The organism is Sphingobium sp. FW305-3-2-15-F-TSA7, from assembly GCF_058787155.1.
Map to the genome: position 1 here is coordinate 1 of NZ_JBYSZM010000046.1, position 25,932 is coordinate 25,932.

Sequence of the window (25,932 nt, forward strand, 5' to 3'; positions counted from 1 at the left end):
GGGCGGGGGATGGCCAATCATGGCCGATATTACGGCTCGTTGCGGCGACAGCTTTGCGTCGTTCGAGAGTAACTCGGAGAAGACGATATGAAAACCTGGTTCATCACAGGCTGCTCGAGCGGCTTCGGCCGTCGGCTCGCGCTCGCAGCAGCACAGCGCGGCGACCGGGTCATCGCGACGGCCCGCAATATCGAGACGATTGAGGACATGGCCAAGCCTTTTGGCGGCCGCATGATCATGTTGCCGCTCGACGTGACCGATGCGGTGGCGGCTAGGGCAGCGGTCTCAAAGGCGGTCGAGACCTTCGGCGGGTTTGACGTGCTCGTGAACAATGCCGGCTACGCACTGTTTGGTGCGATCGAGGAAGGCACGTCCGAAGAATATAGGCCAATGTTCGAGGTGAATGTCTTTGGTCTGATCGAAACCACCCGCGCCGCGCTGCCCGTCCTGCGCCGCTCGGGCGGAACGATCGTCAACATGTCGTCCGGTGCGGGCATCGAGGGCCGCGGCGGCGGAGGTTATTACCACGCCGCAAAGTTCGCCGTGGAAGGGATTTCCGAAGCGCTCGCAAGCGAGCTTCAACCCTTCGGTGTCCGCGTGCTGATCGTCGAGCCCGGGCCGTTTCGCACAGACTTCCTCGGCCGCTCTGTCACGATCGCGGCTAAGGAGATGCCGGAATATACCGCGAGCTCGCGCAAGCACTATCGCGACGCCAACGACGGCAATCAGGCGGGCGATCCCGACAAGGCGATTGCGGTGATACTGCAGGCCGTCGACGCCGATGACGCTCCGCTTCATATGCCGCTCGGCCCGGCCGCGCACGCGATCGCGGAGCGCAAGCTGGCTGCCTTCCGCCGCGATATCGACGCTTGGCGCGATATCACGATCGCCACTGATTTCGACCAGCCTGAACGCGGGCCGCGAGCTCTGTCTGAACGTCAACAACTGTTTGGAAGAGGATCATGATCGCAGCTTTGAACGGGTTTAGCCAGCAGCTGATGCTGGTGAACGGCATCAAGATCAACGCGGTCACGGGAGGCTCTGGCCCGCCGGTCCTTCTGCTTCACGGCTGGCCGGAAACCTGGTGGGAATGGCACAAGGTGATGCCGCTGCTGGCCGAGCATTTGAGCGTGGTAGCCATCGATCTGCGCGGGGCGGGCTTTTCCGATTGCCCGCAGGCTGGCTATGACAAGACGACGATGGCGCGTGACGCGCATGAAGTGATGGTTGCCCTCGGGCATCGACGCTACGCTGTGTGCGGCCATGACATCGGCGGAATGGTCGCCTTGCCGCAGGCCGCCATCTATCGGCACGCTGTTACCCATCTGGCCGTCCTCGACGTTCCGCTTCCCGGCTGGACGGGATGGGAGGCGACGACCGCAAGGCTGTGGCACTTCGGCTTCCATATGGACCGGGATTTACCCGAGCGCATGATTCATGGCCGCGAATATGACTATATTTCTGCCTTCATGGCGGAGCGGTTCTACGATCACAGTAACTTCAATCCGGTAGACATCGAGATCTACGCCAAGGCGATGGCGCTTCCCGGCCGCACGCGTGGCGGCATGGAATGGTATCGGACCCTCGCCGCCGACCATGCGGCCGCGCTCGAGTACAAGAAGCAGCCGCTCGACATGCCGGTACTAGGTCTCGGTGGCGATCAGCGGTTCGGTGCACAGATGGTGCCGATGCTCAAGGAGTTCGCCGCCAATGTGACGGGCGGGTCAATCGCACGGTGCAGCCACTATGTCGCTGACGAGCGGCCGGATGACGTCGCGGCCGCTCTGATCGATTTCCTCCAGGTCAATCGAAACGCGGCGCCCGCGCTATCGTGTGCCGGGCGGATGGACCAATGAGAAAGGATAACTGACATGACTGCACCTGTTATTCGCGGCGTCAATCATATCGGCATTACCGTGCCCGATATCGAAGCCGCAAAATCGTTCCTGGTAGAAGCTTTTGGTGGCCAGCTGATCTATCAATCCTTCGGACCGGAGGATTCGCCGCGGCAGGGACCTGAGTTTGAGCGGGCCGTTGGCGCTTTTCCCGGAACGGTCGTGCGTGCGCAGGCTATGGTCAAGATCGGAACCGGTCCCGATATCGAGCTCTTCGAAATGCACGGCCCCGAACAAGCTCAGCCGATCCGGGCGAGCGACTTCGGCATCACGCACTTCGCTCTCTACACCGACGATATCGACGGATCGGTCGAGCGCTTCAAACGGGCTGGAGGCAAGCCCCTCACGGCCCCGCGCGCAATTCCCTATGAAACCGAAAAGGGTCCTGGCAATAAGGTCTGTTACTGCCGCACGCCCTGGGGCACGACGATGGAATTCATCACTACGCCGGATCGTATGCCCTATCATGACCAGACGGATATACGCCGGTGGCAGGACGAGGGCTGAGCAGGGATCGAAAAGGGGTTCGCATCGGCTATGCCGCGTCCGAGGTAGCGCATCAAGGCGCCGGATCAGGGCAGCACCACTTGCAGGTGACTCTCCACGATTCCGATGAAAGCACGCAGGCGCTGAAGGTGCTTCAGATCGCGATGGTAGCCCATCCAGATGTCGCGACCGGGCGGCTCCGACGGAAGGTCGAGCTGACGCAGCCCCGGGATCTGGTTGCCGACTGCGCGGGGAAGCACGGCGATGCCGACACCCTGTTTGCACATACGCGCCTGAACGTTCCGGTTGTTCGAACGCATGATTGGCTCTGCGTTGGGGAAGCTCTCTACGAGCCAAGCAATATCGGGGAACTGGCCCGTCGATGTGTCGTGGGTGATCAGACGGAAGCCTGTCCCGTCGCCGAACACCGGTTCGGGCGCGTTGGCGGCGATGTATACGCCGTAGTTCAACCGGGCGAGCCGCCGTTGCACGATGTCGGAGGTGTCGAAGGGCACGATGCGGAAGGCGATGTCCGACTCACGCTGAGCGAGGCTGAAGAGGCGCGTTCCTGTCAGGATCTCGACATCGACGCCCGGATAGGCGCTCGTATATTCAGCTACGATTGGCGGCAGGACATAGGCGCCGAACCAATCGGCCGAGGATATACGCAGGGAGCCACGAAGCTGCTGCTCCTGCCCGGCAAGCCGTCTCTCCATGGCGAGCGCACCCTCTTCCATCTGCTCCGCCAGAGCGACGATGGAGCGCCCTTCCTCCGTGAGGACGTGTCCATCAGCGGTTCTCTGAAACAGCGTGTGGCCAGTCGCCTCCTCGAGCGTGCGGAGACGCCGGCCAACAGTGGGATGACTGAGGCGCAGCGAGCGCGCAGCGCCGCCCAGCGTGCCAGACCGCAGTACGGCCAGAAAGATGCGGACGTCGCCCCACTCCATGTTATGTCCTCACGCGTTGTAATAGCGGGGCAAAACCCGGCATCTCTTCGAACGATCGCTTATCGATCTTTCCGCCTCGTCACCGCTGCGGATTTCCGGCGAAGCTCTGCAGCAGCCCGCTCGCCACTTCTTGAGCGGTTGCAGTCAGCTCTTCATCGGCAAGCTCGCCTGCCGTCCAGAAGGACAGCGTTCCGCGAAAGGCAAATGCGAGCTGCCGCGGCAAGGTACGTAGCGCTTCGTCTTTCCTCACGGCAACCAGGCCGCTGCCGTCGCCGAGGGCGAGCCGCCACAGATTTGTCGACAGCTCCAGTGCGCGGCCTGGCGCCGGGCCCGCAGTTCCGATCCAGCCCATTACTGCGCGATTGACTCGCGGTTCTTCGAGCATGCCTTCTGCAGCTATTCGGATGGCGACCAGAACCCGGTCGGCTGCGTTGGAGAGGGGAGGATGCTCCAAGAAGCGCTTTGTCATGAGCTCGATCCGCCGTTCGGCGAGCGCCTGCATGATCGCCGCTTTGCTCCCGAACTGATTGAAAGGCGTCGCGAAGCTGACGCCGGCCTCGGAGGCGAGGTGACGCATCGAGAATTCGGCCTTGCCTTCGCGAAGCAATCGTTCCGCCGCGTCGATGACGCGCTGGCGGACAGGCTCGCCCCGCATGGCGGTGGCGTCAGAGGGGGTCTTGATACGCGTCATGCCACTATCTATATCATGATATAGTTATTGATCCTATCCAGTGGAGTTAGACCATGGCCGCAGTTCTCCCCAAGACCTTTCTCATAACCGGCGTCAGTTCCGGCCATCGACTTTCCGGCCGCCGCCTAGGCTGAAGATATTTCGCGGCGCCGGGAGGGTCTACCGGCGCAGAATTCACTCAATCTGATCCCCTGCTCGCTGCGCAGCCGCGTTCGCGCTTCAACTGAAAGCCCACATGACAATGAATAGTGAAACCTTGCCTCCGAACAGCGACTGGCTGAAGCGCTATTACATCATACGCGCGCTTTTTTCGGCCTTGTGGGTCGTCTTGGCTCTCGCGATCGCAAACTCTCACCCGGCGCTTGGCGTCGCTTTGATCATTGCGTATCCCGCATGGGACAGCCTTGCCAATTATATCGATGCACAGCGCAGCTGCGGCCTCCGCAGCAACCCCACACAAACGGTCAATGTGTTCGTGAGCGCCATTGTCGCGCTGGCGGTTGCTGTCGCTGCAACACGGAACTTTCATGCCGTAATCGCGGTGATCGGGATTTGGGCAACGCTCTCCGGCATTCTCCAACTTTCGACCGCCGCGCGGCGGTGGCGGAGTGCGGCTGCCCAATGGCCGATGATCTTGAGTGGCGCGCAGTCGGCATTGGCGGGTCTGTTCTTCATAGCGAAGGCGAACGATCCCGCTTCCAGTCTGAACGTCGCCGATGTCGCGCCCTATGCGGGTTTTGGTGCACTCTACTTTGCCGTGGCGGCCGTAATGCTCCTTCGGAAAACGGGAGTCCAAAACCGCCCAGCTCGCGATCCCGAAAGCGAACGCGCCTAACTGCCTTGGAGTGTCCGCTTTCGTTGTTTGATCGCCGAAAGCCGACCGTCTCCAAACGGCCCAGAAGCGGCCTGGACGCAATTGGCCTGGTCCGGCGGCGGTCGATATGCGCGGGGCCGTGTGGCATTTGCAGCTGCAACGAGTAGGAAGGCCACTTCCGATCCTGTCGGAATTCCTCGGAAGGCTCGCCGGAAGAACCCGTGTTCCTACTTGCCGGGAAACTCAGGGCTCTGGTGACGAATTTAGGCGATCGCTGATTTCCTTGATACGCCGCTCTCGCGTTTCTGCCTTTTTTGCTCCGGTTACCGTTTCGGCATGCTCTCTTTGGCGCGTAAAGCTCAGCGCATCCCATCTCTCTCGTCCAACAGGTGTGAGTGCGCTTTCAAGGTCGGTTGGGATCTCGACCCTCCGCTCATCGGCATCGAGTTCAAGCGTAACGTCCAAAGTTTCTCGACCTTCCAGGCACGCGGCCTCCCTGTTTCTCTTGCGCAGCGGAAGGCAGAATTGCCCTCCCATATGCGCAATGGTGCTGCGATATGTGTAACCGTTCAGTGTGACCTTTACCGGCGCGCGGATCCTACCGAAAATGGGCTTCGGATCGAAATTCAGCGGGATGAAGCAGGCGGAGCCATCTCTGACAATCGTGGTCCTGAACGTCTTTCCAGCCATACGGGCTCTCCTTTTTTACAAAATTCCCGATTGAGCCATCTCCGCATCTGATTACGTAGCAAATTCGCGGCGGATGATGGCCCATGCGAGGTTCCATTTAAGTGCGATGAATGTCGACACGAACCCCAGAGACATGGTTGTGAGTGAGGTTTACCTTCCGCACGATGATCGACATCAGCCTTCCTCAGCGTGCGGAGACATCATTTGCTGGAGCCGAACGTCTTCACGAGTTTGACCTTGAACTCGGGGCCGCGCTCTCGACTTTCGAGGTCCTCCCGTACCCGCTCCGCGACAAGTCGGCGGTAGCTCTTCGTCGTACCAAGGCCGCTGAGCGTTCCGGTCAGCGACAAGGTTCGACTGAAGCTGTGTGTGTACGACAGTGTTGCGGAGGAGGAACCGCCAAGCCGGACCTGGTAGGAACGCGAAGGGCTTGCGTAGAAGAACTGGAGTTGGGCGATATCACCAGGCAAATTGCCGCGACCGAGACCGCTCCATTCGATCGTCGCATTGCCCGTGTAACGAAAGGTTTCGGCGCTCGCGCTACCTTGCCACGGATCGATGGGCACGCGGCTGTTGAACAGATTGATGCTCGCGCTTGCCTTGATCCGCGTCGCCAGAGGCGTGCTGACGTCGAACTCCGCACCGCGATCGATGCGGCGACCGGCATTGATCGGCGTCATCACGGTCGCGCCATTGGGATCGACCAGGAAGCGCGGTGAAAACAGATCGCTCGTTTCACGGTGATAGATGATCAGACCGGCGTCGAATTTTTTGCGGCTATAATGAAGGTTGATCTCATAGGCGTCGGTCGATTGGTCCTTGAGCGTCGGATTGCCATTCTCGGCCAGATTGACTTTCACCATGATCGGAAAGGGGCGCAGCCTGTTGACTCCGGGCTGATCGATCCGCTTGCTGTAGCTCAAGGTGAGATCGAGCGCGTTGCTCAAAGGACCTTGGATATGGATCGTCGGAAATAATCTCGTCCGGCTCGTCTCGAAGGTTGGCCGGCCGGGGCTCGAGATCTTGCGACTATTCCGCTCGATTCGGATGCCCGGCATCACGGCCCAGGCACCGAATTGTTGCTGGAAGGTCGCATAGGCCGACAGTGTTCCGGCAAGCAGCTTGAATTGGTCGATCTGGTCCGGCCCCAGCGACGGGGCAATGCTGTCGTTTTCGAAACGATAGCGCAGCTCGTGCTTTTCCGCCGACCATTGAGCACCCATGGACAGGATTTGGCTCTTGCCGATCGGATGAACCCAGCCGAGCTGGAAATCCACGGTCCGGTTTGGCTCGTGCCGATCGATCGTGAAGCGGCCGTCTTCGTCCAGATCGCCGACGAGCCGGCTATGTCTGACCGGGTTCCCCAGCACGCTGGCGGTCACCTTCAGCGTCTCGCCTTCGGTCTCGCCCTTGTGATCGAATCCGAGTTCGAATGCCGCGAAGCTGGCTGTGGAGGACTGGCGCTGTCGTTCGAAGGATCGGGAATCCGAATTCGCTTCGCGGACCGCAATGTTGCTGTTGTCGCTGAACCGAATGAGGCTGCCGATGATCTTGGCATAGATGTCGGTCTTGCTGTTGATCTCGCGGGCGACCTTGGTGCTCAGAAAGGCGCCGCGGGCGAACTTGGCGACGACACCGTTCTCGACGCTGGTCGTGAACGCCGAGTCTGGATAGTTCCCGACCGTTCGATGAAGCGTGTAGCTCGAACCTTCCGTTTGCCCGCCATTGGCGCGCATTTCCACCTCGAAGCTCCATCGTCCCTGCTTATACTTGACCGTCGCGCCGGCGTTGCCGTTGCCAAGGCTCGAAACCTCGCCATATGCCGATCCCGTTGCGCCGTCGTCACGTTGTTTCCGCAAGACGATGTTAATGATCCCGCCGGTGCCTTGCGGTGAATATTGCGCGGACGGGTTGGTGATAACCTCGATCCGCTCGATATCGCTGCCGTGCAGCGTTTTGAGATATTGCGTCACATTTCCCTGGATCGATCGGTCGTCGACCATGACCGCTACATTGGGCGCGCCGAGCAACATGATCTCGTCGTCGCGCGAAATCGTCACTGCCGGCAGACCACGGAGAAGTTGCAGGGTATCTGCCTGCGCCGAATGGAGATTCGGCTTCACCCGATAGCTCCTGCGATCGATTTTCTGGGTCTGTTCGGGGCGTGTGCCGATGACTTCGATCACGCCGGCGTCGGTTTCTGCCTGGCTCGAAGCGACGATCGCGGGCGGATCTGCCAACATGGGAATCCCTTCTTCAAGAATGCAGCTTGCGGCCTTGGCGGGAGGTGGGATTACGGGGGGCTCACCAGTCGATGCCGGTCGCTACCGGCCGGTGGTCGCTACCCGTTGCGGGCAGCACCCAAGATCTTGTCGGCTTCAAACCCCTGACCAGGATGTGATCGATCCGCGTCACCGGGAACCTGGCTGGCCAGCTGAAGCCGAACCCGCCGCCCACCGCCTCGTGGGCCGAGCGCAGCTGTGATGTGATGGCGTTGAACGCGCGGTCATCGATGGCGCCGTTCAGGTCACCGAGCAGAACCATCCGCGTGTTCGGTTCCGCAGCGATGGCCTTGCCGAGCGCTTCTGCACCCCGGTCTCGCCCGCCCGTTCGAAAACCCTCCCAGGGTACGAAGCGGACGGACCCGAGATGGGCGACATAGACCGCCAGCGGCCCGCGGGGCGTGGCGACCGTACTGCGCAGCGCCCGGTTCCAGGGCATTTGGGTGGCGGGCGGTCTGGTCGCCGCGAGTGGCCCATAGTCCATCTCGATGTCGACCGGCCGGGTTTCCGACAGCGGCAGCTTGCTCCACAGGCCGACGGTACCTCGCACCACGTGATAGGGGTACGCTCTCGCCAGGCCTTTTTCGTAGAGCGGCCTTGCCTCGTCGGTGATCTCCTGCACCGCCAATATGTCCGCCCCCGATCGAGCGAGCGCGCGCGCCGTGCCGACCGGATCTGGGTTGCCGGCGCCGACATTGTGGGTGGCCAGGATGAGGTCGCTATCGACGTCGGACTTGTCGCCCCATTGTCCACCGAACAGGTTCATCCAGATGATGGCCGGCAGGATCAATGCGACGGCTGCACTGGCGGAACGGCGCCGGACGGCTGCGAAGAGGAGCACCGGGATGAATAAGCCGAACCACGGTAGAAAGGTCTCCGCCAGGCTGCCGAGATGTCCGATCCGGTTCGGTATCTTTGCATGCAGCGCCATGAGTAGACCCAGCAACACGGCCAGCGTCGCCAGGATCAGGCCGCGCTTCCCGCGACCCGGCGGTGTCTCCCCCGGATCCATCCGCGCTATACGCGGCCGATCGGTGCTCGATTGGACTATGCGGGCGGCTGTTCGTGTCGGTTCGCTGTAGGTCATGCCTCTGGTTGACGCGATGGCATGTTGCGGGCGCGTCTGTGTTTTTCGATACGCTGACGATATGCTCGCGCCCGTAGAAGCGAGTTATTATGCGTGTGCTGATAGTCGAAGACGAACCTTATCTGGCCGAAGCCATCCGCGATGGCTTGCGTCTGGAGGCGATCGCCGCGGACATCGCCGCCGACGGAGACACGGCCCTCGAGCTGCTGGATATCAACACGTACGACGCCGCCATCCTGGACCGCGATATCCCGGGCCCGTCGGGCGACGAGATCGCCAGAAGCATCGTTGCCTCCGGCAGCGGCATGCCCATCATCATGCTGACGGCCGCCGACCGGCTCGACGACAAGGCTTCGGGCTTCGAACTGGGCGCCGACGATTATCTGACCAAGCCATTCGCGCTTCGAGAGCTTGTGCTCAGGCTCAGGGCCCTCGACCGCAGGCGCACATATAACAGGCCGCCAGTCCGCGAGATCGCGGGGCTTCGCCTCGACCCGTTCCGCCGTGAGGTCTACCGCGGTGGACGATATGTCCCGCTGACCCGCAAGCAGTTTGCCGTGCTCGAAGTCCTCGTCGCGGCCGAAGGCGGTGTGGTCAGCGCCGAAGAGCTTCTGGAGCGGGCATGGGATGAAAATGCCGATCCGTTTACCAACGCTGTGCGCATCACGGTCTCAGCGCTGCGTAAACGGCTCGGCGAACCCTGGCTTATCGCCACGATGGCCGGCGCCGGTTATCGTATCGACACGCAGACAGGGGCCGAAACTGAGGGAGGGCGCGGTGGATAGGGGCCCCGGTTTGAGCGTCCGTCTAAAGCTTACCCTGAGCTATGCCGGATTCCTCATGGTGGCAGGCGTCATGCTGCTCGCTGTCGCGTGGCTATTCCTTCTGCGAGACAAACCTTTCAGCATTTTCCTTCCTGACCCTTCCAACCTCCTGCGCGCCTTTGACCCGAGCAACTTTGGTCCCGTGATATTCGGTCCGGCCGCCTTCGCCGTTTTGGTCTTCCTGCTGATATTCGGTCTCGTGGGAGGATGGATTCTTTCCGGTCGCATGCTGGCGCCGCTGACATGCATAACGAATGCCACCCGCCAGGCAGGCTTCGGGTCGCTCTCCCATCGTATCAGCCTGCCCGGCCGTCGGGATGAGTTTCGCGAACTCGCCGATGCCTTTGACGCGATGTTCGCGCAGCTCGAAACCCATGTCACCGAACAGCAGCGATTTGCGGCAAACGCTTCGCATGAATTGCGGACTCCACTGGCGATCACGCAGACCCTCCTCGAAGTCGCGCGTAACGATCCGGCTCGCGACGCCGACGAACTCGTCGAGCGCCTCGATGCCGTCAACAGCCGGGCAATCGACCTCACGGAAGCATTGCTCCTGCTCAGCCGCGCCGACCGGCGGTCCTTCACTCGCGTAGAGGTCGATCTTTCCCTCTTGGCGGAAGAAGCGACCGAAACGCTCCTTCCTCTCGCAGAAAAGTGCGGCGTTACCATCGAGACGTCGGGTAACATTGCTATCACCACCGGTTCACAAGCGCTCCTGCTACAGCTGGCTACGAACCTGGTGCATAACGCGATCGTCCATAACCTGCCTGGACAGGGCACTGTATGGGTAAAGACCAGCGTTCATCCTGGTAGCGTGACGCTCACTGTCGAAAACACTGGCGAAAAGCTGACCGAACAATCGGTTTGCACACTTGCCGAGCCGTTTCAGCGCGGCGCCGAACGAATACGCACCAGCCACGAAGGCGTCGGTCTCGGCCTGGCTATCGTCAAAAGCATTACCCAGGCGCATGATGGTATCATGAAGCTCGCACCCGGTTCCGTTGGCGGCCTCCGGGTCACGGTGCAATTACCCGCTGGGCCGCCGCAGACCGAGCGATGCGCGAACGAACCGCGCCGGCATGTCGATCAGCCGCGCGTATAACAGCCGACTGATATAGGGGCGATGAGCAGGGCATATGAGCGATATCCATGAACGGCCGAGCGACGGCGCCTGCAAGCGAGCGCGACAGCGGGCCACCGAGCGCAGGACGGGGCGGCCCGCAAGGCGGACCTTCGGCGAGAGCGGTCACGTCTTTTGGGCGGCCGCGATATTGCTGTTATCGTCCGTCCATTCGCTGGCCGGCGCGCAGGAAGCCGCCCCGCCGCCGTGGAGCACCGCACCGTCGACGAGGATCGTGACGGAAAACAGGACCTTCCGCAGCGGTGATGCGACGCTTAGCGGCACGCTGCATCTCCCCGATGGCGGTCAGGCTTTGGGCGCGGTCGTCGTCACGCATACCGCCTCGAAGCCGCTGCGCGACATGCCGCTCTACCGACACCTCACCGAAATGCTGCCGCCGCTTGGCATTGCGGTGCTCACATACGACCGACGTGGCAGCGGGCAATCGGGCGGAAGTTTGAAGGGCAGCGATTATGCGATGCTTGCCGATGATGCGATCGCGGCTGTGCAGATGCTCAAGGCCGATCCGCGGATCGATTCTCATCGGATCGGAATTTGGGGGCTGAGCCAAGGTGGCTGGCTGTCACTGCTCGCGGCCACTCGCAGTCCCGACGTGCGCTTCGTCGTCTCGATCGCGGCGCCTCTTGTAACGCCCGATGTGCAGATGATGTTCAGGTCTGAAAATTACATGCGCATCAACGGTTATTCCGAAGCCGAAATCGAACAGATGCATGCGGCTCGCAAGTCGGTAGACGACTATATGCGTGGGAACGGGGACCGCGCGAAGGCGCAGTCGCTTACTGACCGCGTAGTATTCAAGCCCTGGTTCGATCAACTCTATATGAGCAATACCGTGGGTGATCGGGCAACATCGCGCTGGCGCAAGGAAATCGAATACGACCCCCTGCCAACGCTTGACCAGGTCAAGGTGCCGACGTTGATTCTGTTCGGTGCAAACGATCCGGTGGTACCGGTGGCGACCTCGGTCGCTCGGATCAATGCCCGGCCGCGCTCCGGCATCACCGTGCGCGTGATCGCGGGTGCAGACCACCATATGGCAACCTCGATGGACCCCAAAGCACAGATGGACCCTGCCCAGACGGAGCGAGTACGGCCCGAGGCGCCTGATTACTTCTCGATATTGACCAGCTGGATGACTGGCGAAGAAATCGCGCGCTCACCGGCGATCAGCGAGGTGAGGCCTATTGTGACGCAACAGTGAAGGTGTTGGGGTAGCGAAGTCGACGAGCCGCAGGCCGGCGCATGTCCGCTACCGGCTTTTCCGGCCTGAAAGCCGAACGTCCGTTGCCGGCCCAAAATCTGCGCGGCACCTATGCGCCGAGTTTCGGCCGTCCGGAGCAGATCAGAAATCCTGAAAGCGGTCGTGCTGCCAGGACGAAATCGGCGGAATTCTGGTGACGGTACACCTGGTTGTCGCTGAAGTGGGTTGTGGTTCGTCCGCAGCCTGCGTCCGCTGGACCAACTCATTTATGTCGTTCCCGCGTTCCCGGGAACGCCGATGTCATATCTGCTGGAGGTCGCTTTCCGCCGTCCATGTCGCGACGAAGACGTCGCGATACGCCGGCATGTCCGTATCGATGGGGCGGATCGGAGTCACGCCGTGCATCACCCTGTGGTCGTCCAGAAGCACGGCGTCACCTGGTGTTGCCAGGGTGAAGCGGTCAATCTCCGGTCGACCGGCAATCTGAATCTCGGTCACGCCTTCATCGGCGTTCGATCGATCGACCAGCATCACCAGCACCCAATCGACCCCGTCGCGATGCATGCCTTCCGGGGTCGGACGACCCGGGTTCTGCGTTGTGGTCTCGATCCGAAATTGATGCAGTTCGACATGCCAATGAGTGGCTGCAGCACTTTCGCCGGCGCCCTCAAAGCAAAGGGTCGCGCCGCGGAGCAGTCGCTGCATCATCGGGCTATCGACGATCGCCTCCTCCATGGGTTCGAACCAGCGCTGAACATCTCCATTCAACTGATTATAGTCACGGCTCTGAAAATGGGGCTGGTGCGGCTTTCGCGTGATCGCGTCGGGCGTGATCGCCAATGCGGCGTGACGGCGCCGGCGATAGCGACCGCCATCGGCCATATATCGATCAAGACCGAGACGATTCCACGATTCCGCGAAGCGCGCCCAGCTCGAATCCAAGCCAGGAGTCGGTAGCCAATCGATCTTGCCAGGCGACAGACGAACAAAGCCCTGCGCGGCAAGTTCCATGGCCAGGGGAGCGGTGGCCGCACTTCCAAGGTTCATCGATTGTCGAGGCACAGTAGAGTCACCACGTCAACAATTGCCCCGGTATCGAAGCAATACGCACGTCATATAATGGTTCATGCGGCCAGATTATGGCCGGGGGGTAGGGTGAGCTCTTGCCGCCGCTTCTCGAAAGTTACCGGCCATGAATCGGCCAAACGCGATCATGTCACCTCTGCGCGCAGGTCGATCGCTCGGCCTGGCCCGACCGTTCGCTCATGAGGCTCGCCAACCATCAGAGTTTGGATGCGGACCGGCCGGGTTTCGATGACAACAACAGTGCACGTGATCGCCGCTGAAAATGGATTGTGGTTCGTTGTGCCTGAAGGGGTTTGGTCCGCTGCCACCGGAATCCCCCTTTGAGGCCGGCAATGGCCATCTGACAGCCCCCATGAAATTATTTTTGCCGTTTCATGTGAGGTAAAACGAAGCTGAGCCGTCCACACGTTAGCGGGATAAGGACCGACGATATTGCGGCGCAGATTATGTTAGGATGCCTGGCATCGACAATCCTGAAAGCGGAGTGGTCCCAGGTGGCGATCGCATGATCCCAATGCCCTCTGAACGAACCGGCTGGGCCAAGCTCCTTCGCCGGATCGAACGCTGGGCGGGGCGCAGCGCCGATGCCGAGGATCTTCTTCAGACGGCATATGAGCGGCTGTATCGAACGCGCGCGAATTCGGAGGTGAAGGAGCCGAGCGGCTTCATTTACCGGGCTGCCGTAAATGCGGGGATCGACCATGCACGCCAGGATCGGCAGATCCATGACAGTTTCGACATCGACCATGATGGGGCGCTGCTCCGGGATTCGGCGCCGATGCCGGATGAAGTGTTGGCGTCGCGGCAGCGGCTCGATCGGGTTCGCGAGGGCATCGCGAAGCTGCCGCCAAGATCACAAGAGATATTCATGATGCACCGCCTCGAAGGGCTGAAATACCGCGAGATCGCCGCGCGCATCGGCATCAGTCAAAGTGCGGTGGAAAAGCATATCGCGCGCGCGACGCTGTTTCTGACCGATTGGAGCGAGGGATGGTGAGCGGCCTGGAAAATGGCTGGAGACCGGATCCCGAAACGCGCGCGGAAGCCGCGATATGGGTCGCCCGGCTGCATTCCGACACGCGCACTGCGCAGGATGACGACGAGTTTCGCGCATGGCTCCGGGAGAAGCCGGCTAACGCCTATGTCTTCGACAGGATGACGGCGACGTGGGAAACGGCGGGCGCGATCAGCCCGTTCGAAATCGATACTGCACCTATCAGGAAGCGACCGAGCAGGCGTGGGGTGCTCGCCGGCATCGGTGGCGTCGTCGCGACGGCTGTGGGATTCGGCGCCTGGAATGTCGCCTATGCGGGCGTGCTCGAAACGGGGATTGGCGAGCGCCGCGAATTCGTGCTCGACGACGGATCCAAGATCATGCTGGATACCGATACCCGTGTGCGGGTGCGCGTGGGCGGCGGATCGCGTCATGTTTCACTCGAACGCGGCAGGATCAGCCTTTCCATTTCCGTGGATACACAGCGGCCATTCCAGGTCGAAGCCGCCGGAAAGCTGGTGATCGCGGATAGTGGGCTGATCGATATTCGTCGCGAAGGCGCATCCATCGCCGTTGCCGTCGTGAAGGGTGACGCGAAGGTTGGATTGGCGGGCGCGCAGGCCGCTGACGTGGCGAGGCTTGTAACGGGGCAGCGGCTCACGGCCGTGTCAGCGCAGCCAACGCGGATCGACGAGCCCGACGTCAGGAAAGTGACCTCCTGGCAGAGCGGCCAGGCGGTGTTCGAAGGCAATACGCTGGCCCAGGCGGCGGCAGAGATGAACCGTTACAGCAGCACGCATATCGAGTTTGCCGATCCGGGGGCGGCCGCGATGAAAATCTCCGGCGTCTATGAAGTCGGCGACACGGCGGCATTCGCTGACTCTGTTGCGGTGGCGCTGCCGGTGGTCGTGAGGCGCGACGGACCCCGGTTGATCGTCAGTTCCGCGCGGCGAGACGATTTCAAGTGAGGTAAATCGAAGCTGATCCGTCCTCACCATGAAGCACGCAGAGGCGCGCGACATATGGGGGACGGACATGAGAAAGAGTGGGCAACTCGCCTTGAGACTGACCATCGGCTGCAGCGCCACGGTGATGGCTTTGGCGATCGGGCAAACGCCCGCCGTGGCGATGGCGCAAACCGCACGCGCGAAAACCACGATCCAGCTTCCGGCGCAGCCCCTGGAGCAATCGCTCAAGGATGTTGCTCGCAGGACCGGCGTGAACATCCTTTTCTCTCCGGCGCTGGTCTCCGGCCGAAAGGCCTCAGCGATCAACGGCAACATGACCGCCGAGGATGCTGTCGCCCGACTGATTGCGGGCACCAACCTGAAAATCGTCGGTGACGGTCGTGGCGGCCTTGTGCTTCGAGTGCGCCAGATGGGGGAGGCAAGAGCGGCGCGGGGCGCCGCTGAAAATCCCGGTTCAGCGGACGCTGGGCAGGCCGTTGCCGATGCCGCAGCAGATCGAAGCACGCAATCCGCCGATGCTGCGGGAGACGAGCAGGCGGCAAGCGAGATTGTGGTCACCGGTTCGCGCATCGAGCGCGCGGGGTTCGATCACCCGACACCGACAACCGTGATCGGTTCGGTCGAACTCAGGCAGGGCGCACGTGCCAACCTTGCTCAGGTTTTGAACGATTCGCCGCAGTTTCGTCCGACGACTACGCCGCAGGTGACCAACGGCAACACGTCATCGGGGAGCGCTCCAGTCGATTTACGCGGCTTCGGCCCCGCACGGACGTTGACGCTGCTCAACGGCCGGCGCTTCGTTGGAAACAACAACCTCAATTATGTACCGATCAATCTCGTTCAGCGCGTAGAGGTTGTAACAGGGGGCGCTTCTGCGGCTTATGGCTCGGACGCGGTCGCTGGCGTCGTCAATATCATTCTCAAAGACAAGCTGGACGGCCTCAGCATTGGCGGGGCGTCCGGAATCTCATCTCGCGGCGACGGAATGCGCTATGGAGCAGATATAGCCTACGGTACTTCGATCGCCGGCGGGAAGGGCCACATTCTGTTCGGAGCAGAATATGTCGACGATAAGGGGATCCCCGACCGCAACTCGCGTCGCAATCTCGGAAGCGCCGCCATTGTTCGTGTCAATCCGACCAGCACCACAGATACCCGACAGATGATCGTGCGCGATGTGAATTCGGGCAATCAGTCTTCCGCCGGCCTGATCACCAGCGGCGTTCTTGCCGGGCAGGTTTTTAATGAAGACGGCACGTTGCGTCCGTTCCGCTCCGGTATTTCGCTCGCCGCAAATCCGGCCGCCACGCCTTTTCCCGCCACGATGATCGGCGGTGCGGACGGGCAGGCGCAGAATGACGCAATTTCCGTTACGACTCCATTTCAGCGGATTTCCGCTTTTGGACGCCTGAGCTATGATCTGGGCGGGGTCACGGCATGGTTCGAGGGCAGCTACGGTCGATCCAAGTCGGCTCCGCGCCCTTTTCTCATCAATTTCGGCTTGCCCACAAGTATCACCTTCCAGGCCACCAATCCCTTTATTTCGCAAGCGATCCGAAATCAGCTTGCGGCTGCCGGTCAGACCAGCTTCACTCTTGGCAAGTTCTTTGATGGAGACTTTGAGCTGGGATACACGGGTACCAGAGAGCAGAAAGAAGGTGCGATCGGTATCAACGGCAATCTCGGCAACTGGAAATTCGCCGCACACTACAGCCACGGCGAGGTGCTATTCAAGCAGCGCACAAGATCGCCAATCATCACGAAGTATAACAATGCCCTGAATGCAGTGTCGAGCAACGGCCAGGCAGTCTGCGCGATCAACGCGGATGCGATCTCCACAAATGATGATCCCGCCTGTCGGCCGCTCAATCTGTTCGGCCGCTATAATGCCTCGCCTGAGGCGCTGGCGTACGTGATGGGCATGCAGCGGAATGATACGACGACCAAGCTCGATTCCGTCGCAGCCGACATTCAGGGCGACCTGTTCTCGCTCTGGGCTGGGCCGGTTACGATCGCCGTAGGTGTCGAAGCCCGCTTTGAAGAGCAAAAGTCGGTCAGCGGCGCTCTGGATCTTGCCGGTGCATTTGGACCAATCGTCGGCGTATATCGCAGCCCGATCAGCGGCGGCTTTAACGTCAAGGAAGCGTTTGGCGAAATTGCACTCCCGCTGCTCGACCTGGAAGGCACGGTCAAGATCGATCTCAACGGCGCCGCTCGCTATTCGGATTATAGCAGGAGCGGCGGTATTTGGTCTTGGAAAGGCGGGGGGACCGTAAGGCTATTTGAAACAATCACGCTGCGCGCAACGCGCTCCCGCGACATCCGGGCACCTTCCATCACGGATCTGTTCGGTGTGCAGAATGTTGGCTTAGGCACTCTTGTGGACCAGGACACAGCGGGACGTCTGGCAGCCAATCCCGCTTACAATTCAGCGCCAGCGTCGGTGCGGACGCTTTCCGGCGGAAATCCAGATCTCGTGCCGGAGATCGGCAAGACGGTGACCTTCGGCGCGACGTTCTCGCCGAAATTCTTCCCAGGATTCAATCTGGCGATCGATTATTACGACATCGAAATATCGAAAGCGATCTCGACCTTGTCGGCATCGAACTTGACCCTCGCCTGCCGGCTCGGAAGCGCCGATGCGTGCTCTCGCATCACGCGCGATGCCACTGGAACCGTCACGGAGGTGCGATCCAACGTTTTGAACCTTGCCTCCTTCCAGAGCAAGGGCGTCGATATCGAAGCTTCCTATTCCTTCCAAATGTCGGCTCTGAGTGCGAAAATTCCGGGGTCGCTTCGCGTGCGCGCACTTGCGAACTATGTGGAAGACTTTATTTTCAACACCGGAATTTCGGCAGTCGATACGGCTGGAGACGTCGGTAACGCCACAGCCAACACCATGCCGAAATGGCGCGGCGTTCTGAGTTTCGCGTATCAGAATGACCATATCGGCCTCGATGCGCGGGTGCGCTATGTCGGCGGAGGCAAGTTCAACCATCTGCTGAATGGTACGAACGGGCAGCCGTTGCTTATAAATAACGACATTAAAGCACGAGCATATGTGGATATCGGTGCACAGTTCAGGGTTGCGGAGAAATTCACGCTGTTTGGCACGATAAACAACGTATTCGACCGAGTGCCGCCTATTAGTACAAGTAGTAATTTGTTCTATGATGTGGTCGGAAGATATTTATCGGCGGGTGCCCGCGTTACATTCTAGTTTTTAGAGTCGCTTTACGTTCGGGCGCCGCATGGGGCGGGGGCAGTCTGCCTTCGCGATCGGCGAGCGCAACCAAATCTGGGCCTTGGTCCCAGATCGTCGGCTCATGTTTCCCTTTCGCGAGTCCGGCGGCGCAAAGCATTCACGTCGGTGATGCAAAGTTATGGGATATACTCGATATGAAGAATCGGAAAATCGCGCGCTGGCTTGAGGTCGCACCTGCGATCTTGCTGTTGGCGCATACAGCATATTTCACACCCGCGATGGCGGGCTCGAAGCAGGTGGCATCGACCACCATCGATACGGCAGTGATCGACACAGCGATGGCTGATTGGGTCACGTCGCGAAAGTTGGCCGGCGCCGTTGTCGGCGTGATGAAGGATGGCAAGATCGTCCTGATCAAGGGCTATGGCATGGCCGATCTGGAGGATGACCAGCCCGTCAAGCCTGACACGATCTTCCGCATCGGATCGCTCACCAAACAGTTCACCAGCGCGATGCTGTTGATGCTGGTCGAACGTGGGCAGTTGTCGTTGAGCGACCCGATCAGCAAATATTTTCCGGACTTTCCGCATCCGGAGGGGATCACCGTTCGTCACCTGCTCGACCACACATCGGGTATCCATAGCTATACCGACAAGACTTTCATGGGGTCGCGGGCATGGCGTGAGCACAGCACAGGCGAGATGATCTCGTACATTGCAGGGCAGGAGAGGCTGAACGACTTTCCGGTCGGCACGGATTACCAGTACAATAACAGCGCCTATGTGATGGCGGGGGCGATCGTCGAGAAATTGACTGGCAAGTCCTATGCGGTCGCGTTGCAGGACATGATCGCGAAGCCTTTGGGCCTTTCAGACACAGCTTATGACAATGAGCGCACGATCGTGCCACGCCGCGCAAAGGGCCATTATCCGCTGCGGAACGCGCTCGAATATCCCGGGGCATTCTCGGTGAGTGTGTCGGGCGGCGCCGGGGCAATGCGATCGACCGCCGCGGACTTACTGCGCTGGAGTGCAGCCCTGTTTGGCGGAAAGGTGCTGAAGCCCGAAAGTCTTACGCTGATGATCGAGCCGTCAAAACTGAAAGATGGACGTGCTACCAGCCAAGTCCAAGAGCCCGATGCGGGCGGCGACCCGCCGCTGGAATATGGTTTGGGAATAAAGTCAGGTAGCCGCGACGGAAGGCGTTTGATCGGCCATGGCGGCGAAATTCCAGGATTCAGCAGCATGCTCTATACATATCCGGACGAAAGGACGACCATTGTAATGCTTGCCAACACTCAGGGGGCGGTCGGCGAGCGTTTCTCGACCGTCGCCAACGCCTGGTTTGCGAGTCAAAGAATCAAGTAACATGCTGACTTGCTTCCGCTCCCGGAATCCAGTGTGGGGCCGGAGGATCGCCGCCAAGCGATTCCGGTGAAGTGCACTGGCACCGGAATTTGCAAAAAAACCAAATTCTGAATTTTCCAAGCCGGCCGTCATTGGCATAATTGGGGGGCGCACGTGGCACCGTAATTACTCGTCATCAGTAGACCTCTTCGAATTTCCATCCGGTCAGTTGCAGAGCCAATATGCCAAAATCACGCATCGATCCGGTTTGTGGTGACCATCGATTGGCATAGTCATAAGCACCGTTACTGGCGCGTTCGAGGATCCACTGACTTCCATCAGCGCCGAGTTCGCATTTCGCGGGCGGTTCATCCAACGGGCTTTCCGTCGCCATAAATTGGGTCAATCGGCGCGCTTCCTTAGAATCGAGCTTTCGCGTCATCTGTCGTTTGATGGTACCACCAGCACCTGAAAGCTCTTTTGCGATCATGGTCGTTGAGCCGGGCGTTATCTCAAATCGAATAATTACAGGGTGATTGAATGTCGGAAGCCACGTAAATCTGAGGATGGTGTTTTGCGCAGACTTAGTGCTTCCTGAAAGACGGTACACGGATGGTTCTTGTGCAAATTCCCAGTGCTTGGAATACCATTCATTTTCAAACGCACTGACCTCCGGAAAGCATTCGGGATAACCCTTGAAATTGCAGGCGTGCATGATCTTGCCGAAAGAAGGGGGGAAGTATTGAATTCCCGATGCGGTGGGTTTGATGGTCTCGGTTTTGCCCGGAAGTGCTTTGCAGAGCAGATTATTTTCTGGAGCGCTGTTTCGTTCAGGCTGAGCGTTCTGACACGCTGCCACCATCAATAACAGGATGCTCGCGCTTAACCTCATAGGCAAGATATTGCTTTCGGAGTTTCGGAAAGCAAGGATCGATCTGAAGCGCCGGGCCACCGGTCGTTAGATCATCTGGATCTCCGAACCTTGAAGCCCGCATCGGCTGCAATTTGAACGAGTGTCATGATCCCGGCACCTTGGAGGGCGTGCAAATGCCGGCGGCAGCCGGATAGTAACCTGCGACTTCAAAATGCGAGGATGCCCCGTCCTTGTAGATGACCGCATAGCCGCTGCTTCTGGCGTGCAGGTCTTCGAAAACGAGCCTGACCCCGGTTCTGGGCGAAAAGGCGGGGGGGGGCTCGCCATTCGGGCCAGCCGGACGGCTCACGATTTCGAAGCGTCCGCTGGCCAAAGCCTTGGCAGTGGTCGGCGCTTTTAGCGATCCGTTCCTCGGTGACGAGATTTCGACATCATATTCGAAGCCTCCATTCGCGTGCGGCTTCATGGTCACATCGAATGTATCGAAGGGTTTGCCATCTCCGCCGAAAACCTCGCAACTGTACGCGTGCGCGAGATATCCTTGGTCCGCCGCCGATATGGGCGACCCCATGGTGGAGAGGGCGATAACGGACGCTGCTGCTGAGGCAGACAAGCCAAGGAAACGCGTCATGATCTTCACCTCGCAAGTCTCAACCGACCCGGACCATGACCACAATCTCACTGGCCGAAACATGAACAAGGTTTCGCGGTGTTACTTGAACGAAATTACGGCGCCAGGCGATAAATCCCCAAATGCGCGGTTGAGGCATTGGCGTCGCAGGTCATCGCGCTGTGAGCATGTCGGCGAAACCGCGCATGCCCCGCTTCCGCATCCGGGCACCGCGCTACACCCGCATTGCCATTTCCGCCCGAATGATCGACACTTCCGGCGCGGAGGGGAAGGCGATGAAAACAGCGATTTTTCTGGCGGCGGCCCTGCTTGGCGGCGTCGCGATTCCGGCGGCCGCACAGGATGCGGATGCGCCGGGGCTCGGTGAAGTCGTCGTGACCGCCAATCGGCTCAACGCGCGCTATGCCCAGCAGGATCGCCCGGTGGTGGGGCTGCGCAGGCAGGCCGATTCCGTGGTGATGCAGGTCGGCTTCTCCTCGGATTCGCGCGATGCGGAGACCCGCAAGCGCGAAATCCACGCGATGCTGCTGGCCGCGCTCGGGCGGGCCGCCGCTGCCGGGGTTGAACTGGTGACGGGCAATTTCGAGCTGATCCCGGTTACCAAGAGCAATTACCAGGATCTGCCGCTGACCTCCGCGGGCCGCGTGGATACGAGCCAGGCGAATGTGATGGTCAAGGTCAAGCTTGCGGGATCGACCGTGGCCGCGGGGGAGCGCCTGGATGCCTTCATCAAGGGGGTTCCGCGGACGGGGCGCGGCGCGATCGACAAGACCGGCGCATTGACGCTGACCATCTTCAATCCCGATCAGTATCGCGATGCCATCGTGAAGCTGGTGGCGGACGACGCCCGGCACCATGCCGCGATCTTCGGCCCCGATTATGCCGTGCAGGTCAACGGTATCGACGGGCAGATTTCCTGGTCGCAGGTGAGCAGCACCGATGTGTTCCTGTATCTGCCCTATCGCTACACCATCCTTCCCAAATGATCTTGCCCGGAGAGACGGCATGAAAGCGATCCCGTTCGCAGCCCTTGGCGGCCTGGCCCTGTTCGCGACCATGAACTTCGCGCCCGCCCTGTTCGCGCAGGAAGGTGGTAGCGCGAGTGAAATCGTCGTGACCGCGCAAAGGCTCAGCAACAGCGTTTCGCCCCTTCAGCTTGCGAGCCCCAATCCGCCCGTCATCGGCCTCAGGCGGATGGCGGACTCGGCGGTGCGCAATATCGAGATCGTTTCGGATTCACGCGAGGCGGGGATGCGGAAGCGCGAAGTGCAGGCCATGCTGCTCGACGCGATCGATCGCGCGAAACGCGACGGCTTCAACCTCGTCACCGGCCAGTTCGAACTGGTCGAGGTGACGCGCGCCAACTGGCAGGATCAGTTTCCGGGGCTGGCGGGTAAGGCGAATGCCGCCACGGACGAAGACGATGAAGACGAGGATGACGAAGACGATGCCGCCCCGGCGGCGTTCGAGGATGACGGCAGCACGGCGACCGTGCGCCTGAAGGTGAAGACGAAACTGGATGGTTCGATCGGCAACGCCCAGCAGAAGATCAGCGCGTTCGTCAAATCGGTTCCCGCCAATGGCCGCGCGCAGATTCAGCAAAAGGGCGGCCTGGCGCTGACGATCATCAATCCCGAACAATATCGCGACGAAATCTATCGCCGCATCGCCGCGGGATCCAAACATGCCGTCAGCTTTTACGGCCCCGAATATAGTCTGGACGTCACCGGCCTGGATCAGGGCATCGCCTGGAAACAGGTCAGCAATACCGAGGTGTTTCTCTATATTGCCTATGGGTTTTCGGTCAGAAAATAGGCCGGGGCCTGTCTATAGAAGCCGATCGTCGAAATCGGATCGGCGCGTGGCGCGGCGGTAGATGGGGTTTGCCGGTCATGGGGTCTTCTGAGAGGTGTCGGCGATGCGGAAAACGGCGGTAGGTGCGGTGATGGCGCTGGCATTCAGCGCATCGGCGATGCCGCAGTCCACGCCTGTCGATCTTCGGCTTTACGGCAGCAGCACGGTGATCGCGGGAATCTGGTTCACCAATTTCGAGAATAGCCGCTTCCTGGAGTGCGCCGGGCGGACATGTAAAAGGGAGAGCACGCCGCGCGACTGGGCAGCGATCGAATGTGCGGATCGCACCTGCGCCATGATCGATCGGCCGGCGCGGCGAATCAGGCCGGTCAGAGGCGGTGGGCCGCCGGATGGCGCCTTCTATGTCCGCTTTATCGGGCGGCGCGGGTTGATGCCGCATACATCCCGCTTTCTGGGTGATGGCGAGCGTGATGTGTATATCGAACGCGTCCTGGAATTCCGGAAAGCATCCAGACTCGAATTCTGACGACCGACGCTAAACCCCCGCCGGCATCATGTCGAAGCTGTCCGCGCGCGCCAGCCGCCACGCGGCGCTGTAGAAATCGCGGTTCGATGCGCCGGCGAGCAGTTCGCCTTCCTCAAGGAAGATGTGGAGCTGCGAGAACAGCCGGATCTCGGTGAGGCTGACGCGGCGGACCAGATGGTGGGGGCCGAGACGGCTGGGATGGTCGAGCCCGGCGGTCGCGATCATCTCCGACAGGGCGAGCATCGTGTTGCGGTGGTAATTGAACACGCGTTCCGCCTTGTCGGGAACGACCAGCGCGCGCTGGCGGATCGCATCCTGGGTGGCGACGCCCGCCGGGCAGCGATTGGTGTGGCAGGAGAGCGACTGGATACAGCCGATCGCGAACATGAAGCCGCGCCCGGCATTGGTCCAGTCCGCGCCCAGCGCCATCACCGTCGCGATATCGAATGCGCTGACGATCTTGCCCGCCGCGCCCACCTTGATCTTGCCGCGCAGCCCGGCGCCCACCAGCGTGTTGTGCACGAACAACAGGCTTTCGCGCATCGGCATGCCGACATGATCGGTGAATTCCAGCGGCGCCGCGCCCGTGCCCCCTTCGGCGCCGTCGACGACGATGTAATCGGGCAGGATGCCGGTGTGGCGCATCGCCTTCACCATGCCCATGAATTCCCAGGGCTGGCCGATGCACAGCTTGAAGCCGACGGGCTTGCCGCCGGACAGGCGACGAAGCTGGCCGATGAACTCCATCATCTCGATCGGCGTGGAAAAGGCGCTGTGCCGTGCGGGGGACAGGCAATCCTTGCCGATCGGGATGCCGCGCGTCTCCGCGATCTCGGCCGTCACCTTTTCCCCCGGCAAGATGCCGCCCCGGCCGGGCTTCGCGCCCTGGCTGATCTTGAGTTCGACCATCTTCACCTGCGGATCGGCCGCCTGTTCGGCGAAGCGGACGGGATCGAACGCGCCGTCGGCGGTGCGACAGCCGAAATAGCCGCTGCCGATTTCCCAGATCAGGTCTCCGCCATGTTCGCGGTGATAGGGGCTGATCGATCCTTCGCCGGTATCATGCGCGAAACCGCCCAGCTTCGCGCCGCCGTTGAGCGCGCGGATGGCGTTGGCGCTGAGTGCCCCGAAGCTCATCGCGGAGATGTTGAAGATCGACGCGCTATAGGGCTGCGCGCAATCGTCACCGCCGATGCGGATGCGGAAGCCGGCCGGATCGGCCACCGGCACCGGTAGCGTCGAATGGGCGATGAACTCATAGCCGTTCCTGTAGACGTCGACCAACGTGCCGAAGGCGCGATCGCTCACCTCGTTCTTGGCGCGCGCATAGACGAGCGAGCGCTGGCTGCGCGAAAACGGCGTCTGTTCATGCTCGTCCTCGAGCAGATATTGGCGGATGCCCGGCCGAATCTCCTCGAAGAACCAGCGCAGGCGGCCGACGATCGGATAATTGCGGCGGACGGAATGGAGCGGCTGGCGCAGATCGTACAACCCGATCAGCGTCAGCCCCGCGCCGAGGACCAGCAGCGGCCAGGCCCATCGGGCGGGCAGGCACAGGCCCGCGACCAGCGCGAGGAGGATGCTGAGGGCCAGCGGGGTGAAACGGGTGAGGGGCAAGAGGGGCTCCATGGATATCGCGGGCGCGGTGGATGAATGGACTATAGGGAAAGGGCGCGGCGGGCACCCGGCAAGCTCATCCGTCGGGGATTTCCGCGCCGATCGCCGCGCTGGGCAGCTCTGGATGGTCGCATCGTTTGTGCGGAAAACCGGTTCCCACTTTTCCGCACGATGCTCGGGCTGGATGGTCGCACCGTTTTTGTGGAAAACCGGTTTCCACTCCCGCCTTCGCGAGGGCAAGCTTTTCTCCGCACGATGCTCGAGGCGGACTGGCCCAGATCAGCGCCGTCATCGCGGCGAAGGCGATGGCGGCGGTGATCGCCCAGCCGCGCCACGGCCGGCGGGTGAAGGCGAACAACAGGCTGTACGCCCCGACCACCGCCGCGACGATGACCAGGCCCAGCATGTCTTCGAGATGGGGCCAATGGACCGGAAGGTCCGTGGGGGTGCCGGGCATGGCGGGGTTCCCTCCGCTATGCGGCGCGCGGCGGTTCCGGCGGCCGGGGATCATCGGGCGAGAAGGGGGCTTTCGGCCGCGGCGTGAACGGCAACAGCTTCGCGCGTGCCCAGTCGCGCGGGCGCCGCTCGTCGGGCTCCGCAGAGCATGCGGATTCATCATGGGTCTTGCTGGTCATGTCCGGTTCCGGGCGCCGCCGTCCGGGCGCGCCGCTCAAAAAAAATGATCGAGGAGACACCCCGGCCCCGCGCCATGCGGGCCCGGGGCGGCTAGCCCTCGAGCAGCCGGCCCGCGTGATGCGTCAGGCGCAGGGAAGAAGCGGCGTCGTTCATGACGCGCCGAAGATGGTCTCGAT

General features: G+C 61.1%; 25 protein-coding genes. 14 read left to right on the forward strand and 11 right to left on the reverse strand.

All coding sequences use genetic code 11. The features are described 5' to 3' along the window. The first annotated feature begins 87 nt into the window (after window positions 1-87). Genes AC3WN8_RS26990 through AC3WN8_RS27000 form a run of 3 tightly spaced genes read left to right on the forward strand, consistent with a single transcriptional unit; the run spans window position 88 to window position 2,402 of the window. On the forward strand, window positions 88-966 hold the full coding sequence (locus tag AC3WN8_RS26990) for an oxidoreductase (protein ID WP_492672607.1): 879 nt from the start codon (window positions 88-90) through the stop codon (window positions 964-966). Beyond that, a complete protein-coding gene (locus AC3WN8_RS26995; protein WP_492672608.1) occupies window positions 963-1,856 on the forward strand; it encodes an alpha/beta fold hydrolase in 894 nt (297 codons plus the stop codon). The genes AC3WN8_RS26990 and AC3WN8_RS26995 overlap by 4 nt, the downstream gene beginning before the upstream one ends. Window positions 1,857-1,871: 15 nt before the next feature. Further along, entirely contained in the window at window positions 1,872-2,402 is a 531-nt protein-coding gene (locus AC3WN8_RS27000) for a VOC family protein (protein WP_492672609.1), read from the forward strand. Between the two features lie 65 nt (window positions 2,403-2,467). Here AC3WN8_RS27000 and AC3WN8_RS27005 read toward each other — a convergent pair whose 3' ends face one another. Next, window positions 2,468-3,328: a LysR family transcriptional regulator gene (locus tag AC3WN8_RS27005; protein ID WP_492672610.1), complete on the reverse strand. Its 861-nt coding sequence runs from the start codon at window positions 3,326-3,328 to the stop codon at window positions 2,468-2,470. Between the two features lie 79 nt (window positions 3,329-3,407). After that, window positions 3,408-4,019 (reverse strand): TetR/AcrR family transcriptional regulator, encoded by a 612-nt coding sequence (locus AC3WN8_RS27010; protein WP_492672611.1) that lies wholly within the window; start codon window positions 4,017-4,019, stop codon window positions 3,408-3,410. A 235-nt stretch (window positions 4,020-4,254) separates the two neighbouring features. Here AC3WN8_RS27010 and AC3WN8_RS27015 point away from each other — a divergent pair, with 235 nt between their 5' ends. Further along, window positions 4,255-4,854, forward strand: coding sequence for a DUF308 domain-containing protein (locus AC3WN8_RS27015; protein WP_492672612.1), 600 nt, complete (start codon window positions 4,255-4,257; stop codon window positions 4,852-4,854). Window positions 4,855-5,076: 222 nt separating this feature from the next. On the opposite strand, the gene AC3WN8_RS27020 is transcribed toward AC3WN8_RS27015, so the two are convergent. The 3 genes from AC3WN8_RS27020 to AC3WN8_RS27030 all read right to left on the reverse strand — a co-directional run bounded on the left by AC3WN8_RS27020 (window position 5,077) and on the right by AC3WN8_RS27030 (window position 8,817). Further along, window positions 5,077-5,523: a YdeI/OmpD-associated family protein gene (locus AC3WN8_RS27020; protein ID WP_492672613.1), complete on the reverse strand. Its 447-nt coding sequence runs from the start codon at window positions 5,521-5,523 to the stop codon at window positions 5,077-5,079. Between the two features lie 200 nt (window positions 5,524-5,723). After that, the gene (locus AC3WN8_RS27025) at window positions 5,724-7,766 is read right to left on the reverse strand and encodes a TonB-dependent receptor plug domain-containing protein (RefSeq protein WP_492672614.1); all 2,043 of its coding nucleotides are present in this window, start codon (window positions 7,764-7,766) and stop codon (window positions 5,724-5,726) included. Between the two features lie 61 nt (window positions 7,767-7,827). Then, window positions 7,828-8,817, reverse strand: coding sequence for an endonuclease/exonuclease/phosphatase family protein (locus AC3WN8_RS27030; RefSeq protein WP_492672651.1), 990 nt, complete (start codon window positions 8,815-8,817; stop codon window positions 7,828-7,830). A 164-nt stretch (window positions 8,818-8,981) separates the two neighbouring features. Between AC3WN8_RS27030 and AC3WN8_RS27035 the strand changes: the two genes are divergently transcribed. From AC3WN8_RS27035 to AC3WN8_RS27045, 3 genes are read left to right on the forward strand one after another with little or no spacing between them, the layout of a single operon-like run. Then, complete coding sequence (locus AC3WN8_RS27035) at window positions 8,982-9,677, forward strand: response regulator transcription factor (RefSeq protein ID WP_492672615.1); 696 nt, start codon at window positions 8,982-8,984, stop codon at window positions 9,675-9,677. 55 nt (window positions 9,678-9,732) lie between these two features. After that, complete coding sequence (locus AC3WN8_RS27040; protein WP_492672616.1) at window positions 9,733-10,818, forward strand: sensor histidine kinase; 1,086 nt, start codon at window positions 9,733-9,735, stop codon at window positions 10,816-10,818. Between the two features lie 34 nt (window positions 10,819-10,852). After that, a complete protein-coding gene (locus AC3WN8_RS27045; RefSeq protein ID WP_492672617.1) occupies window positions 10,853-12,058 on the forward strand; it encodes an alpha/beta hydrolase family protein in 1,206 nt (401 codons plus the stop codon). Between the two features lie 300 nt (window positions 12,059-12,358). On the opposite strand, the gene AC3WN8_RS27050 is transcribed toward AC3WN8_RS27045, so the two are convergent. Next, a complete protein-coding gene (locus AC3WN8_RS27050) occupies window positions 12,359-13,105 on the reverse strand; it encodes a 2OG-Fe dioxygenase family protein (RefSeq protein ID WP_492672618.1) in 747 nt (248 codons plus the stop codon). Between the two features lie 544 nt (window positions 13,106-13,649). Here AC3WN8_RS27050 and AC3WN8_RS27055 point away from each other — a divergent pair. From AC3WN8_RS27055 to AC3WN8_RS27070, 4 genes are all read left to right on the forward strand, one after another. Beyond that, complete coding sequence (locus tag AC3WN8_RS27055) at window positions 13,650-14,141, forward strand: RNA polymerase sigma factor (protein WP_492672619.1); 492 nt, start codon at window positions 13,650-13,652, stop codon at window positions 14,139-14,141. Further along, window positions 14,135-15,106 carry a FecR family protein gene (locus tag AC3WN8_RS27060; RefSeq protein WP_492672620.1) on the forward strand — a complete coding sequence of 324 codons (972 nt, stop codon included), beginning with the start codon at window positions 14,135-14,137 and terminating at the stop codon, window positions 15,104-15,106. Before AC3WN8_RS27055 ends, AC3WN8_RS27060 begins: the two co-directional genes overlap by 7 nt. A gap of 67 nt (window positions 15,107-15,173) precedes the next feature. After that, window positions 15,174-18,326, forward strand: a complete 3,153-nt coding sequence (locus AC3WN8_RS27065; RefSeq protein ID WP_492672621.1) for a TonB-dependent receptor domain-containing protein — start codon at window positions 15,174-15,176, stop codon at window positions 18,324-18,326. A gap of 179 nt (window positions 18,327-18,505) precedes the next feature. Next, a complete protein-coding gene (locus AC3WN8_RS27070) occupies window positions 18,506-19,678 on the forward strand; it encodes a serine hydrolase domain-containing protein (RefSeq protein WP_492672622.1) in 1,173 nt (390 codons plus the stop codon). Between the two features lie 175 nt (window positions 19,679-19,853). Here AC3WN8_RS27070 and AC3WN8_RS27075 read toward each other — a convergent pair whose 3' ends face one another. Both AC3WN8_RS27075 and AC3WN8_RS27080 read right to left on the reverse strand, forming a co-directional pair. Continuing rightward, window positions 19,854-20,609: a hypothetical protein gene (locus tag AC3WN8_RS27075; RefSeq protein ID WP_492672623.1), complete on the reverse strand. Its 756-nt coding sequence runs from the start codon at window positions 20,607-20,609 to the stop codon at window positions 19,854-19,856. 64 nt (window positions 20,610-20,673) lie between these two features. Beyond that, a complete protein-coding gene (locus AC3WN8_RS27080; protein WP_492672624.1) occupies window positions 20,674-21,162 on the reverse strand; it encodes a hypothetical protein in 489 nt (162 codons plus the stop codon). Between the two features lie 275 nt (window positions 21,163-21,437). On the opposite strand from AC3WN8_RS27080, the gene AC3WN8_RS27085 reads away from it, so the two are divergent. The 3 genes from AC3WN8_RS27085 (at window position 21,438) to AC3WN8_RS27095 (ending at window position 23,503) form a co-directional block, all read left to right on the forward strand. Continuing rightward, window positions 21,438-22,148, forward strand: coding sequence for a TonB-dependent receptor (locus AC3WN8_RS27085; RefSeq protein WP_492672625.1), 711 nt, complete (start codon window positions 21,438-21,440; stop codon window positions 22,146-22,148). Window positions 22,149-22,167: 19 nt separating this feature from the next. Continuing rightward, window positions 22,168-22,977, forward strand: coding sequence for a hypothetical protein (locus AC3WN8_RS27090; RefSeq protein ID WP_492672626.1), 810 nt, complete (start codon window positions 22,168-22,170; stop codon window positions 22,975-22,977). Between the two features lie 103 nt (window positions 22,978-23,080). Continuing rightward, window positions 23,081-23,503: a hypothetical protein gene (locus tag AC3WN8_RS27095; RefSeq protein ID WP_492672627.1), complete on the forward strand. Its 423-nt coding sequence runs from the start codon at window positions 23,081-23,083 to the stop codon at window positions 23,501-23,503. 9 nt (window positions 23,504-23,512) lie between these two features. On the opposite strand, the gene AC3WN8_RS27100 is transcribed toward AC3WN8_RS27095, so the two are convergent. From AC3WN8_RS27100 to AC3WN8_RS27110, 3 genes are all read right to left on the reverse strand, one after another. Then, window positions 23,513-25,132 (reverse strand): FMN-binding glutamate synthase family protein, encoded by a 1,620-nt coding sequence (locus tag AC3WN8_RS27100; protein WP_492672628.1) that lies wholly within the window; start codon window positions 25,130-25,132, stop codon window positions 23,513-23,515. A gap of 64 nt (window positions 25,133-25,196) precedes the next feature. Next, entirely contained in the window at window positions 25,197-25,577 is a 381-nt protein-coding gene (locus tag AC3WN8_RS27105; protein ID WP_492672629.1) for a hypothetical protein, read from the reverse strand. Window positions 25,578-25,593: 16 nt separating this feature from the next. Further along, window positions 25,594-25,755 (reverse strand): hypothetical protein, encoded by a 162-nt coding sequence (locus tag AC3WN8_RS27110; RefSeq protein WP_492672630.1) that lies wholly within the window; start codon window positions 25,753-25,755, stop codon window positions 25,594-25,596. Window positions 25,756-25,932: the final 177 nt, after the last annotated feature.

What these genes read in the sequence shown, in the direction of transcription:
- AC3WN8_RS26990 (WP_492672607.1), top strand. Translation starts at nt 88, where the DNA reads ATGAAAACCTGGTTCATCACAGGCTGCTCGAGCGGCTTCGGCCGTCGG.
- AC3WN8_RS26995 (WP_492672608.1), top strand. Translation starts at nt 963, where the DNA reads ATGATCGCAGCTTTGAACGGGTTTAGCCAGCAGCTGATGCTGGTGAAC.
- AC3WN8_RS27000 (WP_492672609.1), top strand. Translation starts at nt 1,872, where the DNA reads ATGACTGCACCTGTTATTCGCGGCGTCAATCATATCGGCATTACCGTG.
- AC3WN8_RS27005 (WP_492672610.1), bottom strand. Translation starts at nt 3,328, where the DNA reads ATGGAGTGGGGCGACGTCCGCATCTTTCTGGCCGTACTGCGGTCTGGC.
- AC3WN8_RS27010 (WP_492672611.1), bottom strand. Translation starts at nt 4,019, where the DNA reads ATGACGCGTATCAAGACCCCCTCTGACGCCACCGCCATGCGGGGCGAG.
- AC3WN8_RS27015 (WP_492672612.1), top strand. Translation starts at nt 4,255, where the DNA reads ATGACAATGAATAGTGAAACCTTGCCTCCGAACAGCGACTGGCTGAAG.
- AC3WN8_RS27020 (WP_492672613.1), bottom strand. Translation starts at nt 5,523, where the DNA reads ATGGCTGGAAAGACGTTCAGGACCACGATTGTCAGAGATGGCTCCGCC.
- AC3WN8_RS27025 (WP_492672614.1), bottom strand. Translation starts at nt 7,766, where the DNA reads ATGTTGGCAGATCCGCCCGCGATCGTCGCTTCGAGCCAGGCAGAAACC.
- AC3WN8_RS27030 (WP_492672651.1), bottom strand. Translation starts at nt 8,817, where the DNA reads ATGGATCCGGGGGAGACACCGCCGGGTCGCGGGAAGCGCGGCCTGATC.
- AC3WN8_RS27035 (WP_492672615.1), top strand. Translation starts at nt 8,982, where the DNA reads ATGCGTGTGCTGATAGTCGAAGACGAACCTTATCTGGCCGAAGCCATC.
- AC3WN8_RS27040 (WP_492672616.1), top strand. Translation starts at nt 9,733, where the DNA reads ATGGTGGCAGGCGTCATGCTGCTCGCTGTCGCGTGGCTATTCCTTCTG.
- AC3WN8_RS27045 (WP_492672617.1), top strand. Translation starts at nt 10,853, where the DNA reads ATGAGCGATATCCATGAACGGCCGAGCGACGGCGCCTGCAAGCGAGCG.
- AC3WN8_RS27050 (WP_492672618.1), bottom strand. Translation starts at nt 13,105, where the DNA reads ATGAACCTTGGAAGTGCGGCCACCGCTCCCCTGGCCATGGAACTTGCC.
- AC3WN8_RS27055 (WP_492672619.1), top strand. Translation starts at nt 13,650, where the DNA reads ATGATCCCAATGCCCTCTGAACGAACCGGCTGGGCCAAGCTCCTTCGC.
- AC3WN8_RS27060 (WP_492672620.1), top strand. Translation starts at nt 14,135, where the DNA reads ATGGTGAGCGGCCTGGAAAATGGCTGGAGACCGGATCCCGAAACGCGC.
- AC3WN8_RS27065 (WP_492672621.1), top strand. Translation starts at nt 15,174, where the DNA reads ATGAGAAAGAGTGGGCAACTCGCCTTGAGACTGACCATCGGCTGCAGC.
- AC3WN8_RS27070 (WP_492672622.1), top strand. Translation starts at nt 18,506, where the DNA reads ATGAAGAATCGGAAAATCGCGCGCTGGCTTGAGGTCGCACCTGCGATC.
- AC3WN8_RS27080 (WP_492672624.1), bottom strand. Translation starts at nt 21,162, where the DNA reads ATGACGCGTTTCCTTGGCTTGTCTGCCTCAGCAGCAGCGTCCGTTATC.
- AC3WN8_RS27085 (WP_492672625.1), top strand. Translation starts at nt 21,438, where the DNA reads ATGAAAACAGCGATTTTTCTGGCGGCGGCCCTGCTTGGCGGCGTCGCG.
- AC3WN8_RS27090 (WP_492672626.1), top strand. Translation starts at nt 22,168, where the DNA reads ATGAAAGCGATCCCGTTCGCAGCCCTTGGCGGCCTGGCCCTGTTCGCG.
- AC3WN8_RS27095 (WP_492672627.1), top strand. Translation starts at nt 23,081, where the DNA reads ATGCGGAAAACGGCGGTAGGTGCGGTGATGGCGCTGGCATTCAGCGCA.
- AC3WN8_RS27100 (WP_492672628.1), bottom strand. Translation starts at nt 25,132, where the DNA reads ATGGAGCCCCTCTTGCCCCTCACCCGTTTCACCCCGCTGGCCCTCAGC.
- AC3WN8_RS27105 (WP_492672629.1), bottom strand. Translation starts at nt 25,577, where the DNA reads ATGCCCGGCACCCCCACGGACCTTCCGGTCCATTGGCCCCATCTCGAA.
- AC3WN8_RS27110 (WP_492672630.1), bottom strand. Translation starts at nt 25,755, where the DNA reads ATGACCAGCAAGACCCATGATGAATCCGCATGCTCTGCGGAGCCCGAC.